This is a genomic window from Pseudarthrobacter sp. SORGH_AS 212 (assembly GCF_030818145.1).
Taxonomy (GTDB): Bacteria; Actinomycetota; Actinomycetes; order Actinomycetales; family Micrococcaceae; genus Arthrobacter.
The window spans coordinates 2,658,283-2,673,873 of record NZ_JAUTAA010000001.1; the positions used below are offsets into that span (position 1 = coordinate 2,658,283).

Genomic DNA, 15,591 nt, shown 5'->3' on the forward strand with positions numbered 1-15,591 from the left:
ACTCCGATAACTGGGTTGGTAGAAGAGAGGGGATGGGTGGTCTAGGTGTGCAGCAGGCTGGGGGCCGCGCCGAGGAGCTTCTTGGTGTAGTCGTTGCTGGGGTTGTCGAACACCTGCGCGGCCGGGCCTTCCTCCACGATCTCGCCGAAGTACATGACGCAGATGCGGTCGGAGACGTAGCGGACGGTCTGGATGTCGTGGGAGATGAACACCATCCCCAGGTTCAGCCGCGCCTTGAGGTCGGAGAGCAGGTTCAGGACCTGCGCGCGGACGGAGACGTCCAGGGCCGACGTCGGCTCGTCCGCCACGATGATGTCCGGATCCAGCGCGAGGGCCCGGGCGATGGCCACGCGCTGCCGCTGGCCGCCGGACACCTGCGACGGCGTCACTTCCGCCGCTGAGGCGGGCAGGCCTACCAGCGTGAGCAGTTCCCGGACCTTGGCAGCCCGGCTGGCGGCGTTGCCGATGCCATGCACCTGCAGCGGATCGGTGAGGATGTCCTGGATGGTCATGCGCGGGTTCAGCGCGGTGGCGGGGTCCTGGAACACCACGGACACGGAGCGGCCGAACTCCTTCCGCATGGCGGCGTTGCGCTTGATGGCGGGCTTGCCGTGGAACAGGACCTCCCCGGATGTAGGCGCCTGCAGGCCCACCAGCACGGATGCCAGGGTGGATTTGCCGCAGCCGGATTCGCCTACGATGCCCACGGTTTCGCCGCGGCTGATGGTGAAGTCCACACCGTTGACAGCCTTGACCACGTTGGGGCGGAAGAGGCCCCCGGTGCGGGCACGGTGGTGGACCTTGACGCCCTTGAGCTCAATGACGGGCTGTCCGGTGGATGCGCTCACTTGGCGTCCTCCTTGCGGTGGCTGGCCCAGTAGTGGTCCGAATCCCCGCCGTTGGCCGAAGCCACGGCGGTGAGGACCAGCTGCTGGTTGGGGTCGGCGTCGCTGCGCAGGGAACGCGGCGCGAACCGGTCCCCCGGGGCGAAGTCGTTGGGTGACGGGACTGTGCCGGGGATCTGGTGCAGTCGGGCGGCATCGGCCTCGATGGAGAGAACCGCGCCGAGCAGGCCGCGGGTGTATTCGTGCTTCGGGTTCCGCAGCAGCTCGGAGGCCTGGGCGGATTCCACCACCTGGCCGGCGTACATGACCGTGATGCGGTGCGCCAGGGAGGCCACCAGTGCGAGGTCGTGGCTGACGAACACCATGGCGAATCCCAGCTGCTCGCGCAGTTCGTTGAGCAGGTCCACCACCTGCTTCTGGACTGTGACGTCCAGGGCAGTGGTGGGCTCATCCGCCACCACAATCTTGGGTGAACGGGACAAGGCCATGGCGATCAGCACGCGCTGCCGCTGCCCGCCGGACAATTCGTGGGGGTAGCTGGCCAGGGTGCGGACCGGATCGAGCTTCACCATCTCCAGCAGCTCGGCCGGGGTCTTCCGGCCGCCGCGGCGGGTCAGCTGCAGCATCTGGTCCTTGATCTTCATGGACGGGTTCAGCGAGCTGAGGGCGTCCTGGTAGACCATGGCGATCTGTTCGCCGCGCAGGCCCTGGTAGGCCTTGGTGTTGCTGTGGCTGGTATCCGGATCCAGCAGTTCCTTGCCGTCGAACCGGATGGAACCGCTAATCCGGGCGGTCTTGGGCAGCAGGCCCATGACGGCCAGCGACGTGATGGACTTGCCGCAACCGGACTCGCCCACAAGGCCCATGGTTTCGCCTTCGCGGACGGTGAAGGAGACGTTGTCCACGATGGCTGTCTCGCCAAACCGGCCGGGGAACCGGATGGAGAGGTTGCTGACCTCGAGGACCGTCCGGGCGTCCGCCGGGACCTGGGGGAGTCGGTCCGTGCGGGTGGCCTCGACGGCGGCGAGCAGTTCCAGCTCACGGTCCAGCAGGGCGTGCGGGTTGGCGGCGGTCCTGACGTCGGTGAGTACCGCTGAGGTGTCCTGCCGGCCTTCGGTGGGGGTGGTTCCGGAAGCCGGCAGGACGGCGTCGAGTTCGTGCTGTTCCACAATCGACGGCTGCGCAACCGAGGTGGCCACCTCGGTATCCACGGCCGAACCTGCGACTGCTGCGCCGGCAACGGAAGCGGCAGCACCGTCGTCGTCCTTCACCACCGGGGCGCGCCGCAGCCGGGGGTTGACCATGGCGTCGGTGAGGCCCTCGGCAAGGATGTTCAAGGCCAGGACGGTGAGCAGGATGATGAGGCCGGCGAAGGTGGTGGCCCACCAGCCGCCGGACAGGACCAGGTTGCGGCCGTAGGAGATCACGTTGCCCCAGGACGGGGCGGGATCCTGGACGCCGGCGCCCAGGAAGGACAGCGAGGCCTCGAGGATGATGGCGTCGGCCACCATCACCGTGGCGAACACCAGCACGGGGGCTGCGGTGTTGCGGACGATGTGCTTGGCCAGGATGTAGAACCGGCCGGCACCGATGACGCGCTCGGCACGGACGTAATCCTCGCCGTACTGCGAGAGCACGTTGGCGCGGACCACGCGGGCCAGCTGCGGGGTGTAGATGATGGCGATGGCAATGATGATGGTGGGTACCGAGTTGCCGAAGGCCGCCAGCAGCACCGCGGCCAGGGCAATGCCGGGGAACGCCATCAGGATATCCATGATGCGCATGAGGAGCTCGTTGACGGCCTTGCTGGACGTGGCGGCCAGCGAGCCGAGGAACGCTCCGGCCAGGACGGCCAGGGCCACGGCACCGAGGCCGATCATCAGCGAGGACTGCGAGCCATACAGCAGCCGGGAGAAGATGTCGCGGCCCAGCCGGTCGGTGCCGAAGAAATGCTCGGCACCCGGGGGAGTGGCCGGCATGAAGGATTCCAGCGGATCGTGCGGTGCCAGGACCGGGGCGAAGACGGCGGCGAAGGCGATCACCACCAGGAAGGCGAGGGCCAGCCGGGAGCCCCAGGGCAGGGCCCGCAGGCGGATCCCGGGGGCGCTCAGACGTTCAGCGAGTTTGCTGCGCATGGGTCACACGGTCCTGATTCGGGGGTTGATGAGCAGGTAAAGCAGGTCCACGGCGATGTTCACCAGGACGAAAGTGACGGAAATGGTCAGCACCACACCCTGCACCAGGTTCACGTCCAGGTTGGTGATGCCATTGAGGATCAGCTGGCCCATGCCGGGCAGGGCAAAGATCATTTCAATCACGACGGCGCCGCCCAGCAGGTAGCCGATCCGCAGCCCCAGCACGGTCACCGGAGTGACGAGTGCGTTGCGGAGCACGTTCTTGGAGACCACCTCGCGGTACGGCACGCCGTTGCCGATGGCCGTGCGGACATAGTCCCGGTCCAGCTCCTCCACCATGGAGGTGCGGACCACCCGGATGAGCGAGGCCGAAACCGGGATGCCGAGGGCCAGGGCGGGCAGCGCCATCGAGTTGAGCCAGCCGCCGAATCCGGACTCCGGGGTGGCAATGCCGCCGGACGGAAACATCGCTGCCGGCCCCAGGGCGAACCACTGGATCAGGAGGATGCCCAGCCAGAACGACGGCGTTGCCACCGCGGCGATGGAGAACACGCGGACCAGCTGGTCCTGCCATTTGTCCCGGTAGAGGGCGCCGATGATGCCAAAGACCAGGGAGACCACGACGGCGATGATGACGCCCAGGAAGGTCAGCTGCAGCGTCAGGGGGAACGCCGAGCCGATCATGCTCGCCACAGACTTGGCCGGCGGCGTGGTGACGCCGAGGTCGAGCTGCAGGAGCTTGCCCAGGAACCGCACATACTGCAGCAGCAGCGGATCGTTCAGGCCGTTTGCCTGGCGGTACTGTTCCTTGGCTTCCTCGCTGGCGCCCTCGCCCAGGGCGCTGCTTGCCTGGTCTCCGGGGGCGGCCTGCAGGACCAGGAACACCAGCAGGGTGATGCCAAGGACCATCAGCGGCAGGGCTGCGAGCCGTCGGCCCAGCAGTCGCAATATGGTGCTCAATGTAGTCTCCGATGGGTAGGTCTAGGCGGTGCGGCCCACACCAACGAAGGACACTCCGGTGGTGGGGAGGGGCTTGAAGCCGCTGAGTTTCTTGGAATCCCAGGCGCTGGGAAGCTGGCGGTGGAACAGCGGGTACAGGGGGAGTTCCTCGGATACCAGGTCCACGATCTCGCCGGTCAGCTTCTTGGCGTCTTCCTTGGTTGCGCGGCCAGCCTTGGACATAAGGTCCACCAGCTGCACCCGCTCCGGGGTATCGCCCCAGAAAGCGCGGTTCTTCATCCAGGTGTCACCTGCGTAGAACCAGCTCAGCAGCAGGTCCGCGTCGTTGCCGAACACCGAGGGATCGCCCGGCGCGGCAACAACCTTGTAGTCGCCCTTGGCCACGCGGTCCGTGTACAGGGCGCCGGACTGCAGGTTCTTGAGCGTGACCTTGACACCGGGGATCTTGTTCCAGGATTCGAGCATCAGGGGTGCCACGTCCTTGACCCAGGCGGTGTCCGTGGTGAGCAGCTCAAACTCGAGGCTGGTGACGCCGGCTTCCTTGAGGAGGTCCTCGGCCTTCTTGGCGTCGTAGCCGTAGACGTTCTTGGCCTTGACGTAGTCCGGGTGGCCCTCCTGGAAGTAGGAGCTGGCTGGCTTGGCGTTGCCGAACAGGGCCTTCTTGATGATGGAGTCCTTGTCCAGGCCGTAGTGGAGGGCCTGGCGGACTTTCTTGTTGTTGAAGGGTGCGGCGTTGCAGTTGAACATCATGAACAGCAGCCCGAAGGACTGCACCGATTCAACGGTGGCTGCCGACTTCAGGCCCTCCATGTCCAGGTAGGGGACGTCCTCGATGGCCTGGACGCGGCCGGACTGCATGGCGGTGACGCGGGCGGCGGCATCGGAGAGCAGCAGCCAGGTCATGCCCTTGGCCAGGGCAGGCATCGGGCCGTTATAGGCCTGGTTGGCTTCGAAAACGATCTTGTCGTCCTTGACGGCGGAGATGAGCTTGTACGGGCCGGTGCCTACGGGCTTTGCATCGAAGGACTTCAGCTGATCGGAACCGAACGGGAAGTTGGTCAGCGCCTTGGGCACCACCTTCACCACGGAGATGCGGGGGCCGAAGCCGGGGAACGCGTACTTGAGCGTGAACTCCACGGTCTTGGCGTCCAGGGCCTTGACCTCCTGGATGAACGGAATGAACTGCGAGAACAGCGACTTGTTGGCCGGGTCCATCACGCGGGTAAAGGAGAACACCACGTCTTCGGCGGTGACCGGCGTACCGTCGTGGAAGACGGCACCGTCCCGGATGGCCACCTGGTACTGGGTGTCGCTGACCTTCTTGGGGTCCGCGGCGGCCAGGGCGTTGTACGGCTCACGGGTGGCGGGGTGCAGTTCGATGAGGCCTTCGAACACGTGCAGGTTGGCGGCCATCGGGGTGGCGCCGGAAGAGGAGATGGGGTCGAACCCGGTAGACAGCGCGTAGGAGATGCCGGCCTCGATGGTGAGGTCCTTGTTGACGGGCGAGGTGTTTTCGGTGGCGCCCGTGGTGGTAGCGGCGGGACCGCCGCAGGCTGCGAGGGAGCCGGCGAAAGCTGCGGCCAGGCCCATGGCCCCGCCCAGCTTCAGGAAGTTCCGGCGGCTGGCGTCATTGACCAGCGGCAGGTTCTTGATGTTGTTCATGTGCCTCACCATTCAAAAGATGTTTATCGGATGTAGGATGTCCTAGCTCGTAGAACGACTGTAAGGGCGATCACAGCCAGCCGTCAAGTGCGGCGGCTCAGCTGCACCCGATCGCCCTGCAGACACACCGCCTTCCACGCAACGGAGTTTGAAATGTCCCTCATCGTCGGCGCTTATCCGGCCCAGCCTGCCGGCTCGCAGCAGGAGTTCTACCGTGAGCTCGCATCCGTCCAGGCTGTACGGGGACTGGAACTTCCGTACGGACCGCACGGCGGCAACCCCTGGCCCGCCGGGGCACCCGCGGGATGGTCCGCCGTCGTGACCTCAATACCGGGCACCATGCAGCGGCTGAACGCATCGGCTGCTTTCGGACTGGCCTCCAGGGACGCCGGCGGCAGGCGGGAAGCCCTTGAATTCGTGGCAGGCCTCCATGCCTTCGTCCTCAGCCTTAAGGGCGAGGGGCGGCAGGTGGAAGCCGTCGAACTGCATTCAGCGCCGTATCCCGGCGCCGATGCGGCCATGTTCAGGGCATCGCTGAGCGAAATCCTCGACTGGGACTGGGGAACCACCCGGGTGCTGGTGGAACACTGCGACGCGCCCCGGCCCGGCAGCAGGCCGGAGAAAGGCTTCCTGCCGTTTGCCGACGAGGTGGAGGTGGTCCGCTCACTCCGCGAACAGGCTGACGGCCGGGTGGGCCTCGTGATCAACTGGGCCCGGTCCGTCATCGAAACCCGCAACCCGGACACTGCCGCCGAACATATTGCGCAGGCCCGGGAGGCGGGCGTCCTGGCGGGCGTCATGTTTTCCGGTTGCTCACCGGACGCCACGGAGTTCGGTTACCCGTGGATCGACGCGCACCTTCCGGCCGTCGAGGTGGAAGGGTCGCCGCCGGGCTCCCTGCTCAACCGCGCCGAAATCCAACGGTGCCTCGCGGCTGCCGGCACGGGGCCATTCATCGGCTTCAAGGTTGGGCTGCCTCGCGAGGGCTTGACGGTGCAGGGCCGTGTTGACCGCCTGCGGCAGATGTGCGCCCTTATCGAGGGGAGCTGACCGGTGGCGCGTCTTCTACGCTGACATCCCCGGTGGCCATGTTGAACCGGAAGGTCCTGGACAGCTGCCATGCCGTGTCCCGGCTGGTTCCTTTAACGGTGAAGGTGATGGTCACGGCTTCCTGCTCCACGTCCCCCGCCGTCAGGGTGTACGACGGCGTGAAGTACAGTGCCGCATCCCCCGGCAGGAGGTCCCGGGCCGGGAAAGCCGCGGCCCCCGGCCCAGTGAGCCTGACCCCTGTGACTGTATCGCCGCCGTCGTTCCGTGCCCTGCCTGTGAACGCGAGGATGTCGCCTGTCTTGTAGCCGGGGATGATGGGGCCGTAGTTGAGGTCCTGCGCCGCGCGGGTACCCAGCACCTGGGCCTGCCCGGCGGAGTAGCCCTGGCCGATCTCCTTGGACGCCGCACCCCAGTCGCCGCCGTCGTCCGCCATGACGTGGAACTCGCCGGCGTTACGCCACTCCTCCGGAAGGCCCGGCGTGATGGAACGGAGTTCCATGTGGAAGGTGAGTCCGGCGGCCGGTTCAGGGGTGGACGGCTGCGGGTGCGGCGGCGTTGCCAGCTGGTCCGTCAGCTGACGCGAGGGAATGGAGGCGAAGACGATTTCGCGGTAGCCCTGGCGTTCGTACAGGACGCCGATGTTGCCGTCCGGCAGCCGTGTGGCCGTGGAGTACGCCGAGCTTCCCGGGCAGAGCACCAGCCCGGCAGGCCAGGTGCTGCCGTTGTCCGGTGAGAGGCTCAGGACGGTGTTGCGGCGCAGCGAGGTGTCCCGGTTGTTGGTGGCCAGCAGCCACCGGTCCGTCGCCGTGCCGGCGCAACCCGTGACGGACGGCAGTCCGTCGAAGCGGGACAGTGAGCCGTTGTCGCTGGGATCCGGAAGGTCCTCGACAGGCGCCAGCTGGCTCCAGCTGTGGCCGCCGTCCGTGGAGGTGGCGGCCAGGCGCCGGGGCGTTGCCCGGCTGTGCAGCAGCAGCCGTCCGTCATCCAGGGCCGCCACTTTGTTCTCGTTGGGCGCCGCGCCATGGGTTCCGGCGCTGATGAATTCCCCAAGCATCCAGCGCTCGCCGTGGTCGTCAGAGTAGGCGGAGGCGGCCATGATCTCGCCTCCGCACAGGAGGACGAACTGCTGCACCAACCGGCCGGTGAAGGGCCCGGCGTGGATCTGGATACCCTGTCCGGCGGCGGCAAAGATGCCGGTGACATCCCGGCCGGCGGGGGAGCTGCCCTTCAGCTCCGCGGTGAGGCGGCGGTGCTGCCAGGTGGCGCCGTCGTCGTCGGACCAGCTGAGGTCGGTGTGCTGGATGGTGGGGTCGTCCGGCGACGTCCCGGTGGCTGACTCGAAGAAGCCCGCGCGCGTTCCGGCCGCGTGGAAGAGGAAGATGCGTCCGGTTTCGGCGTCCACCAGCAGGCTCGGATCACCGAAGCCCTCCAAGCCAGTGCCGCTTCGGACCACTTCCTGGCCGCTCCAGGTCTGCCCGTTGTCTGTGCTGCGCCGGACCAGGAGATCGATGGGGCTGGGCAGGTCATCGAGGTTCGGCCTGCCGTCGTAGGCGGCCAGGACTGTGCCCCGTGCGGTGACGGCGAGCGCCGGGATCCGGTACTGGCGGTAGCCCCCGCGACCCCGGACGGCGAGGACGTGCTCGGCTGAGGGGACGGCGGCGGGTAAAGCGGCGGGCGCGGAGGATGCGCTTGGGCGGAGGAGATAGGACGTCACATGTTGAGTCTAGCTTTCCGGTCTTCCCATGCCTAAGGTGGTAGGACGTCGTATGTAGAAGGAATCACACTTTGGGTTCAGCGCGACGGCGTTCCACACCTCCATTCGAGCCGCAGCGCGGCGTCCAGAAAGGACATGGGTTTGCGAATTACCACGAAAAGAACCAGGAAAAGATCGATGGGGCATGCTGCGGGCACAGGCGCCCTCGCCTTAGCCCTGCTTGCCGGAACCGGGTTGCCCGCCCAGGCGGCACCCACCCCGTCCAACAGCCCCACGGCTCCTCCCGGCGCTTTCCAGGAAACCAACCTGGCCGCGGACAGGACCGCCAACAACTTCTTTTACCGCATCCCCGCACTGTCCTACCTGGGCAACGGCGTGGTCCTCGCGGCATGGGACGGCAGGCCCGGCAGCTCCGCCGATGCCCCCAACCCCAACTCCATCGTCCAGCGCCGCAGCACCGACGGCGGCCGGACCTGGGGGCCGGTGCAGGTGATCGCCGCCGGGCATGTGGGCGACGCCGCCGCTGCAAAGTACGGCTACAGCGATCCGTCCTACGTTGTGGACGCCGAGGCCGGAAAGATCTTCGCATTCTTCGTGTATTCCAAGGACCAGGGGTTCGGCGGCAGCCAGTTCGGCAACGACGACGCGGACCGGTCCGTCATCTCCTCCGCGGTCATCGAGTCCTCCGATGGCGGCCTCTCGTGGAGCCAGCCGCACCTCATCACTGACGTCACCAAGCCGGGCACCAGCAAGGCCAGCCCGGCCGCCGGCGATGTCCGCTCGAACTTCGCTTCCTCCGGTGAGGGCATCCAGCTCAAATACGGCCCGTACAAGGGCCGCCTGATCCAGCAGTACGCCGGGGATATCCGCCAGGCGGACGGCAGCAACAGGATCCAGGCCTACAGCGTCTACTCCGACGACCACGGCGCCACGTGGCACAAGGGCGCCAACGTGGGCGACCGGATGGACGAAAACAAGACGGTGGAACTCTCCGACGGGCGCGTGCTGCTCAACTCCCGTGACAACGCCAACCAGGGATACCGCAAAGTTGCGGTCTCCACCGACGGCGGCGCCACCTACGGCCCGGTCACGCAGGACACCGAGCTTCCGGACCCCGCCAACAACGGCGCCATCGCGCGCATGTTCCCCAACGCCGCCCAAGGATCGGCCGACGCGAAGAAGCTGATCTTCACCAACGCCAATTCCAAGACCGGGCGCGAGAACGTCTCGGCCCGGGTGTCCTGCGACGACGGCGCCACCTGGCCCGGCGTCCGCACCATCCGCGCCGGATTCTCGGCCTATTCCACCGTGACCCGGCTGGACGAGGGCCGCTTCGGCGTCCTGTACGAGGGCAACTACACGGACAACATGCCGTTCGCCGCCTTCGACGATGCCTGGCTGAACTACGCTTGCGCGCCACTGTCCGTCCCCGCGGTCACCACCGCACCCGGTGCCACCAAGCAGGTGGCCGTGACGGTCACCAACCAGGAGGCATCCACGCTCTCCGGCGCCACCGCCACCGTCTACACTCCCAGCGGCTGGTCTGCCACCACGGTGCCCGTGCCCGACGTCGCGCCCGGTGCCTCCGCTACCGTGAACGTGGACCTTACCGCGCCGGCGAACGCCAGCGGCCCGCAGATACTTACTGCGGCGTTCACGACGGCGGACGGCCGGGTTTCGCAGGCCACCTTCACGGCCACGGTGCCGGTTGCACCGCAGGTGGGCATGACCATTACCGGCTCCGCCCCGGACCGCGACGTGGCGGCCAGCCCGTACAAGACCGGTGACGTTGTCAGCTACACGTTCACTGTGAAGAGCACAGCCAACGTCACCGCGAACGCCGTACCCGTTTCCGGGCCGTTCGACGCCGGCTTCCTGCCACCCGCCCCCGGGGCACCCAGCAGCCCTAACTGCCGGTATAACAACCTGGCCGCCGGTGCCGGCTACACCTGCACCACGGCCAGGCACACGGTGACGGCCGAGGATATTGCCCGCGGCTACTTCGTGCCGCAGGCCACCTTCAGCATTACGGCCAGCGCGACGCCGTCGCTCACTAAAACGGTGGCGTTCACCGGAGCGGCCGTGGCCCTGCGCGACGGCCTGGTTTCCGCCGCGATCACCGGCAGCCGGAATGACGCCGGCCGGGACCTGGCCGCGCAGCCGTACACGGCAGGGGAGGCCTTCCCCTACAAGTTCGACGTCGCCAACACCAGCCCCCTGGTGGAAAAGGTGGTGCCCACGGCGGGCAACTTCAGCCCCCTCGTGCCTGACGGTCCCGGGAACTGCCGGTACAGCGTCCTGCCCGCGGGCCAGGGCTACACCTGCGCCACGCCGCGGCACACCGTCACCGCAGAGGAAGCAGCCCAGGGCTTCTTCATCCCGCAAACCAACTGGGACGTCAGCGCCGCAGGCCAGGGCACCCGGACCTTCGCCGTCAACGGCGGCGAGGTGGACCTGAAGGTGCGAGATGCCAGCCTGGACGGCACCGTCGCAGCTGTTTGGACCGACAAGGACGGCGACCGGTACGCCTCCGCAGGCGACGTTGTGACGTATTCCTACACCCTGGGCAACGCGGGCAACGTCCCGCTGACCGGGGTGGCTGCCCCGGACGCAGGCATCAGCGAACCGTCCCTCGCAGCCGGCAGCACTGTGACGGCCACCAGGGACTACGTGCTCACCGCAGCTGACATCGCCGCCGGGAAGCTGGACGCAGTACGTTTCAGCGCCACCGGGGACAACGGAACCAAGCGTGCCACCGTTTCCGTCAGCGGCGGCGGAATCCAGCTTGAGCTCCAGCCCGCCCAGCCGGAGTCCCAACCCGCCCTGACGGTCCAGGACTTCGACGGCCAGGCGCCGCCGTTCGACCTGAAGACGCAGGACAAGTACCGGAACGGCCAGAAGGTGGTCCTCGAGGGGCTCGACTACGGGCAGTGGTACTACGTCTACCTCAACAAGCGCAGCCAGCGGATCGGCTGGCTCTTCCCCACTACCGCCAACACCGTGGAGTTCATCCTCCCGGCGGGGGTCCAGAACGGCCGCGATGATGTGGTGGTCCTGGACAAGGACGGCAAACAGGTCTCCTTCGACCGCCTGCAGGTGACCCCGAAGGGTTAGCCATCAGCCGCGTCACGGACGCAAACAGCCCCGGCGGGAGACCCTTCCGGGGCTGTTTGCGTTGCTGCCCCCGCTCAGGCGCTGGCCAGGACCGGTGCCGCCAGCCGTCCGTCCCGCATGGTGGCGACCGCGTCGGTCAGCGGCAGGAACTCGGTATCGTGCGTGACCATCACCGTGGCCACCGAGAATTCCGTGGTGACCCGGCGCAGCAGCCGGACAATCGCCTCGCTGCGCTCATGGTCCAGCGCCGCCGTCGGCTCATCCACCAGCAGCACCTTGGGGCTGCCCATCAGCGCGCGGGCAATGTTGACGCGCTGGCGCTGCCCGCCGGAGAGCTGGTGCGGCAGCTTCCGGGCGCTCGCAGAGAGCCCGACGACGTCCAGCAGCCCGGCCGCCCTGTCCCGGGCCGCCCGGGCAGGCTTGCCGCGCAGGTGGTCGGTGATGATGAGCTGCTCGGCCGCCGTCAGGGAGGGGAGCAGGTTGGGCTGCTGGAAGATGATGCCGATCTTGCTGCGCCGCAGTTCTGTCAGCTCCTTGTCCCTGAGCCCGGTGGTGTCCGTGCCGTCGATGAAGACCTGCCCGGCGGTGGGCCGGACCAGGGTGGCCGCGGTGGCCAGGAGGCTGGATTTCCCTGAGCCCGAGGGACCCACGAGGGACACCAGCTGACCGGCATTCGCGGTGAGGCTGACCCGGTCCAGGGCGGTGGTGGTTCCGGTGCCGTCGGGGTATTCGAGGGTCACGTCGATGAGATCAAGGGGAGCGGGGGTGGGGGATGCAGGCATGGGGTTTCCTTTCGGGAAGTGGTGTTTTAGTTGCCGCCGAGAGCCAGGAGCGGATCCACGCGGGTGGCTCGCCGGACGGCCAGGGCTGCCCCGGCAAGACCCAAAGCGATGATCCCGACGACGGGAAGCAGCGTGGTGCCGGCGTTCAGCATGAAGGGGGCGGCCTGTGCGGCCAGGGACCCCGCAGCAACACCCACGGCCCCGCCGGCGGCGGCACCAGCCACCAGGACGATGGCGGCCTGGGCGATGGCGTCGCGAAGGATGTAGGACGCGGGGGCTCCCATGGCCTTGAGTACGGCGATGTCCCGGGTCCGCTGGATGGTCCAGACGGTCAGGAACGCCACGATCACCAGCGCAGCGATGCCGTAGAGGAACGCCTGCATGAGGGTCAGCGACCCGTTCTCGCTCTTGTACGATCCCAAAGCCTGGAAGGACCCGGTGCGGGATTCGCTCACAGTCCCCGCCGCGGCATTGGCCGCAGCCTCGTCCACGTCGGCACCGTCCGCAAAGGTGACGGCAACCACCGTGGCCAGCTGCCCGCCGTCGGACACGTGCGCCACCCTGGCCCACTGGGGAAGGTCCGTCCACACCACGCTGGTGTGCGAATACCACTGGTCCGGGACCACGGCTGCGACGGCAAGTTCCACGCCGCCGACGCCTACCGTGTCGCCCTTCTCCACGGACAGCGCGTCCGCCACCGAGGCGCCGAGCACCGCCGTCCCCGGTGCCACGGACTCAGGCGCCAGCGGGCTGCCGGCCGGGACCCCGAAGACGGCGACGTTTGCCGTCCCGGAACCATCAGCGGTTTGCAGCCGGGTTTGGGTGATGCCCAGCGGCTCGGCGGCGGCCACCCCCGGCTGGTCCTTCCAGCGGTCCACCTGCCCGGCGGTCACCGAGCTCTCCGTGTACGAAGCCTTGGGGGTGCCAGTACCCGGCGCGCCGAACGCGACGGCGTCGACGGGCCTGGACCCGGCAGCTCCGCCGAGCTTGCCGATGGCGGAGGTGGACTGCTCGGCCAGGCCGGCCGTGAGGCCGGTCAGCATCACCAGCAGCAGGGTGATCAGGGCTACGACGCCGCCCATCATGGCGAACCGGCCTTTGGCGAAACGGATATCGCGGATTGCCAGGAACACGTTGTTCTTCTCTCAGCAGGAGTGGAATTGGGTAATTCCACTCTCCCGCCGGGCACCGGCCGGGGCATCGCGGGGATGGTTGATCCCCGGCCGCCGTGGGGTGGATCCCGGAGTCAACCATTTGATTGATCCGCCGCCGGCAGCCCCGGCATAAGCTGGGGGAATGCCCGCCGCGCCCTTACAGACATCCCCGGACAGAACCGGCGGAAGCCTGTCGGGGGGACCGCTGGATGCCGTGGAGAATGCGACGTCCGCAGCGATCCTGAAAGTTCTCCGGGTCACCCTGCACACCGGGTTCGCCGTGCTGCTGGGCGTGGCCCTGGTCCGGATCCTGATGGCCGGCGGTCCGCTGCGCTGGCTCTGGGCCGGGGTGGCGGTGGTTCTCGCCGGGGTGTACCTGGCCGGAACGGTCCTCGAGAAGCGCCATGCCGAGGGCCGGGCCAGCATGGATCCGCGCCGCTTCGCCCTTCTGTGGCTGGTGCTGGTGACGGGGCTGTGGGCTTTCCTGCTGGCTGGCAGCGCCGACTTTGCCTGGCTGGCGTTCCCCATCTTCTTCCTGCACTTGCACCTGCTGCCCCGGCGCGCGGCGCTGCTGACCATTGCGCTGATGACGGTAGCGGTGATCGCCTCCCAGTGGGCAGCCAGCGGTGCCCCGGTTCCACACGCGGCCGCCGTCGTCGGCCCCGCGCTCGGTGCCATTTTCGCCGTCATCACGGGCCTGGCCTACGCCGCCCTGTACCGCGAGGCGCTGAACCAGCGGCGCGCGGCCGAGGAGCTGCGCCGGACGCGCGAGGCGCTCGCCCGGACCCAGCATGAGGCCGGTGTGCTGGCGGAGCGGGAGCGGCTGGCCCGCGAAATCCACGACACCCTGGCCCAAGGCCTGTCCAGCATCGTGCTGCTGGGACGGGCCGCCGAACAGTCCCTGGCCGGCGGCGATTCCATTGCGGCTGCCTCGCAGCTGGTGCTGGTGCAGCGGACTGCGGCGGAGAACCTGGCCGAGGCCCGCAGCTTTGTCCGTGGACTGTCCTCACCGCAGTTGGAGGGGAGCACGCTGGTGGACGCACTTCGCAGGTTGTGCGCCGCCACCGAGGCGGGCGCCGCCGCCGCCGGGTTGCCGCTGCGCTGCCGCGTGGAGGTGGACGGCGATCCCCTGGACCTGCCCCAGCCGGTTCGCGTCACCCTGCTGCGCGCGGCCCAGGCGAGCCTCGCCAACGTCCGCGAACATGCCGGGGCGCTCACCGCCGTCGTGACCCTGGCTTTCCTCGGCACGGAGGTGACCATGGACATTTACGACGACGGCGCGGGCTTTGATCCGGATGCTGCGGCGGCCGCCGCGCACGCCGGCGGTGGCGACGGCGGCGGGTTCGGTTTGCGCTCGCTGCGGGAACGCGTGGATGCCCTGAACGGCTCGCTGGAGCTGGAATCCGCTCCCGGCGAGGGCACCGTGGTGGCCATCCGGCTGCCGCTGGCTGGTGAATTCCGTGAGTGAAGTCCGTGTGCTCCTGGTGGACGACCATCCCGTGGTCCGGGCCGGGCTGCGGGCCATGCTGGCGGGGTTCGAGGGGATCGCCATCGCCGCCGAGGCGTCCGACGGGCGGGCTGCGCTGAAGGAACTGGACCGGCTGTCCGCGCTGGGGGAGCCGCCGGACGTTGTCCTCATGGACCTGCAGATGGGGCAGGGGATGGACGGGGTCACCGCCACCGCCGAGATCCGGAAGCTGGCTGCCCCGCCGCCGGTTCTGATCCTGACCACCTACGACACCGACGCTGACATCCTCGCTGCCGTGGAGGCAGGGGCGAGCGGCTACATGCTGAAGGATGCCCCGCCAGAACAGCTGCGTCAGGCCGTCCTGCAGGCTGCGGCGGGCGGCACGGCCCTGGCACCAAGGGCAGCTGCCCTGCTGATGGACCGGATCAGCAACCCCGGCACCTCGCTGACCCCGCGGGAGGTGCAGCTGCTGGAACTGCTGGCCACCGGCCTCTCCAACCGTGCCATCGCCAAGCAGGTCTTCATTTCCGAGGCGACCGTGAAGACGCACCTGGTCCATATTTACGGCAAGCTGGGGGTGGACAACCGGACCGCGGCAATCGCCGCGGCCACCCAGCGGCGGATCATCCGGCCGCCGGGTGGCAACGGCTGATCGGTTTCTGGTCCGCTGGCGTTTGGGGCAACACGGCCCTGTTGCGCCGCGGCTC

11 protein-coding genes are annotated in these 15,591 nt (G+C 68.1%); 4 read left to right on the forward strand and 7 right to left on the reverse strand.

What is annotated here, in order from left to right; all coding sequences use genetic code 11:
- Positions 1 to 41 precede the first annotated feature (41 nt).
- The 4 genes from QE394_RS12095 to QE394_RS12110 are packed head-to-tail and all read right to left on the reverse strand — an operon-like array spanning position 42 to position 5,614.
- Entirely contained in the window at positions 42 to 848 is an 807-nt protein-coding gene (locus QE394_RS12095; protein ID WP_056080753.1) for an ATP-binding cassette domain-containing protein, read from the reverse strand.
- Positions 845 to 2,980, reverse strand: coding sequence for a dipeptide/oligopeptide/nickel ABC transporter permease/ATP-binding protein (locus QE394_RS12100; protein ID WP_056080748.1), 2,136 nt, complete (start codon positions 2,978 to 2,980; stop codon positions 845 to 847). Before QE394_RS12100 ends, QE394_RS12095 begins: the two co-directional genes overlap by 4 nt.
- A gap of 3 nt (positions 2,981 to 2,983) precedes the next feature.
- Entirely contained in the window at positions 2,984 to 3,940 is a 957-nt protein-coding gene (locus QE394_RS12105) for an ABC transporter permease (protein ID WP_015938539.1), read from the reverse strand.
- Between the two features lie 21 nt (positions 3,941 to 3,961).
- On the reverse strand, positions 3,962 to 5,614 hold the full coding sequence (locus tag QE394_RS12110; protein WP_261620572.1) for an ABC transporter substrate-binding protein: 1,653 nt from the start codon (positions 5,612 to 5,614) through the stop codon (positions 3,962 to 3,964).
- A gap of 141 nt (positions 5,615 to 5,755) precedes the next feature.
- Between QE394_RS12110 and QE394_RS12115 the strand changes: the two genes are divergently transcribed.
- Entirely contained in the window at positions 5,756 to 6,652 is an 897-nt protein-coding gene (locus QE394_RS12115; RefSeq protein ID WP_349034617.1) for a DUF4862 family protein, read from the forward strand.
- Here QE394_RS12115 and QE394_RS12120 read toward each other — a convergent pair.
- Positions 6,636 to 8,366 (reverse strand): sialidase family protein, encoded by a 1,731-nt coding sequence (locus QE394_RS12120; RefSeq protein ID WP_349034618.1) that lies wholly within the window; start codon positions 8,364 to 8,366, stop codon positions 6,636 to 6,638. The genes QE394_RS12115 and QE394_RS12120 overlap by 17 nt on opposite strands.
- Positions 8,367 to 8,543: 177 nt before the next feature.
- Between QE394_RS12120 and QE394_RS12125 the strand changes: the two genes are divergently transcribed.
- On the forward strand, positions 8,544 to 11,480 hold the full coding sequence (locus QE394_RS12125; RefSeq protein ID WP_349034619.1) for an exo-alpha-sialidase: 2,937 nt from the start codon (positions 8,544 to 8,546) through the stop codon (positions 11,478 to 11,480).
- Positions 11,481 to 11,554: 74 nt separating this feature from the next.
- Here the strand turns inward: QE394_RS12125 and QE394_RS12130 are convergent, their stop codons facing one another.
- Together QE394_RS12130 and QE394_RS12135 are read right to left on the reverse strand one after the other, a co-directional pair.
- A complete protein-coding gene (locus QE394_RS12130; RefSeq protein WP_349034620.1) occupies positions 11,555 to 12,262 on the reverse strand; it encodes an ABC transporter ATP-binding protein in 708 nt (235 codons plus the stop codon).
- A 26-nt stretch (positions 12,263 to 12,288) separates the two neighbouring features.
- Positions 12,289 to 13,395 (reverse strand): FtsX-like permease family protein, encoded by a 1,107-nt coding sequence (locus tag QE394_RS12135; RefSeq protein WP_349034621.1) that lies wholly within the window; start codon positions 13,393 to 13,395, stop codon positions 12,289 to 12,291.
- A gap of 163 nt (positions 13,396 to 13,558) precedes the next feature.
- Between QE394_RS12135 and QE394_RS12140 the strand changes: the two genes are divergently transcribed.
- Both QE394_RS12140 and QE394_RS12145 read left to right on the forward strand, forming a co-directional pair.
- Complete coding sequence (locus QE394_RS12140; RefSeq protein WP_349034622.1) at positions 13,559 to 14,884, forward strand: sensor histidine kinase; 1,326 nt, start codon at positions 13,559 to 13,561, stop codon at positions 14,882 to 14,884.
- A complete protein-coding gene (locus QE394_RS12145) occupies positions 14,877 to 15,536 on the forward strand; it encodes a response regulator transcription factor (protein ID WP_349034623.1) in 660 nt (219 codons plus the stop codon). The genes QE394_RS12140 and QE394_RS12145 overlap by 8 nt, the downstream gene beginning before the upstream one ends.
- Positions 15,537 to 15,591: the final 55 nt, after the last annotated feature.

Bases quoted from the DNA above. Each gene is read 5' to 3' on its own strand.
- QE394_RS12100 (WP_056080748.1), bottom strand. From the start codon at position 2,980: ATGCGCAGCAAACTCGCTGAACGTCTGAGCGCCCCCGGGATCCGCCTG.
- QE394_RS12110 (WP_261620572.1), bottom strand. From the start codon at position 5,614: ATGGTGAGGCACATGAACAACATCAAGAACCTGCCGCTGGTCAATGAC.
- QE394_RS12115 (WP_349034617.1), top strand. From the start codon at position 5,756: ATGTCCCTCATCGTCGGCGCTTATCCGGCCCAGCCTGCCGGCTCGCAG.
- QE394_RS12125 (WP_349034619.1), top strand. From the start codon at position 8,544: ATGGGGCATGCTGCGGGCACAGGCGCCCTCGCCTTAGCCCTGCTTGCC.
- QE394_RS12130 (WP_349034620.1), bottom strand. From the start codon at position 12,262: ATGCCTGCATCCCCCACCCCCGCTCCCCTTGATCTCATCGACGTGACC.
- QE394_RS12140 (WP_349034622.1), top strand. From the start codon at position 13,559: ATGCCCGCCGCGCCCTTACAGACATCCCCGGACAGAACCGGCGGAAGC.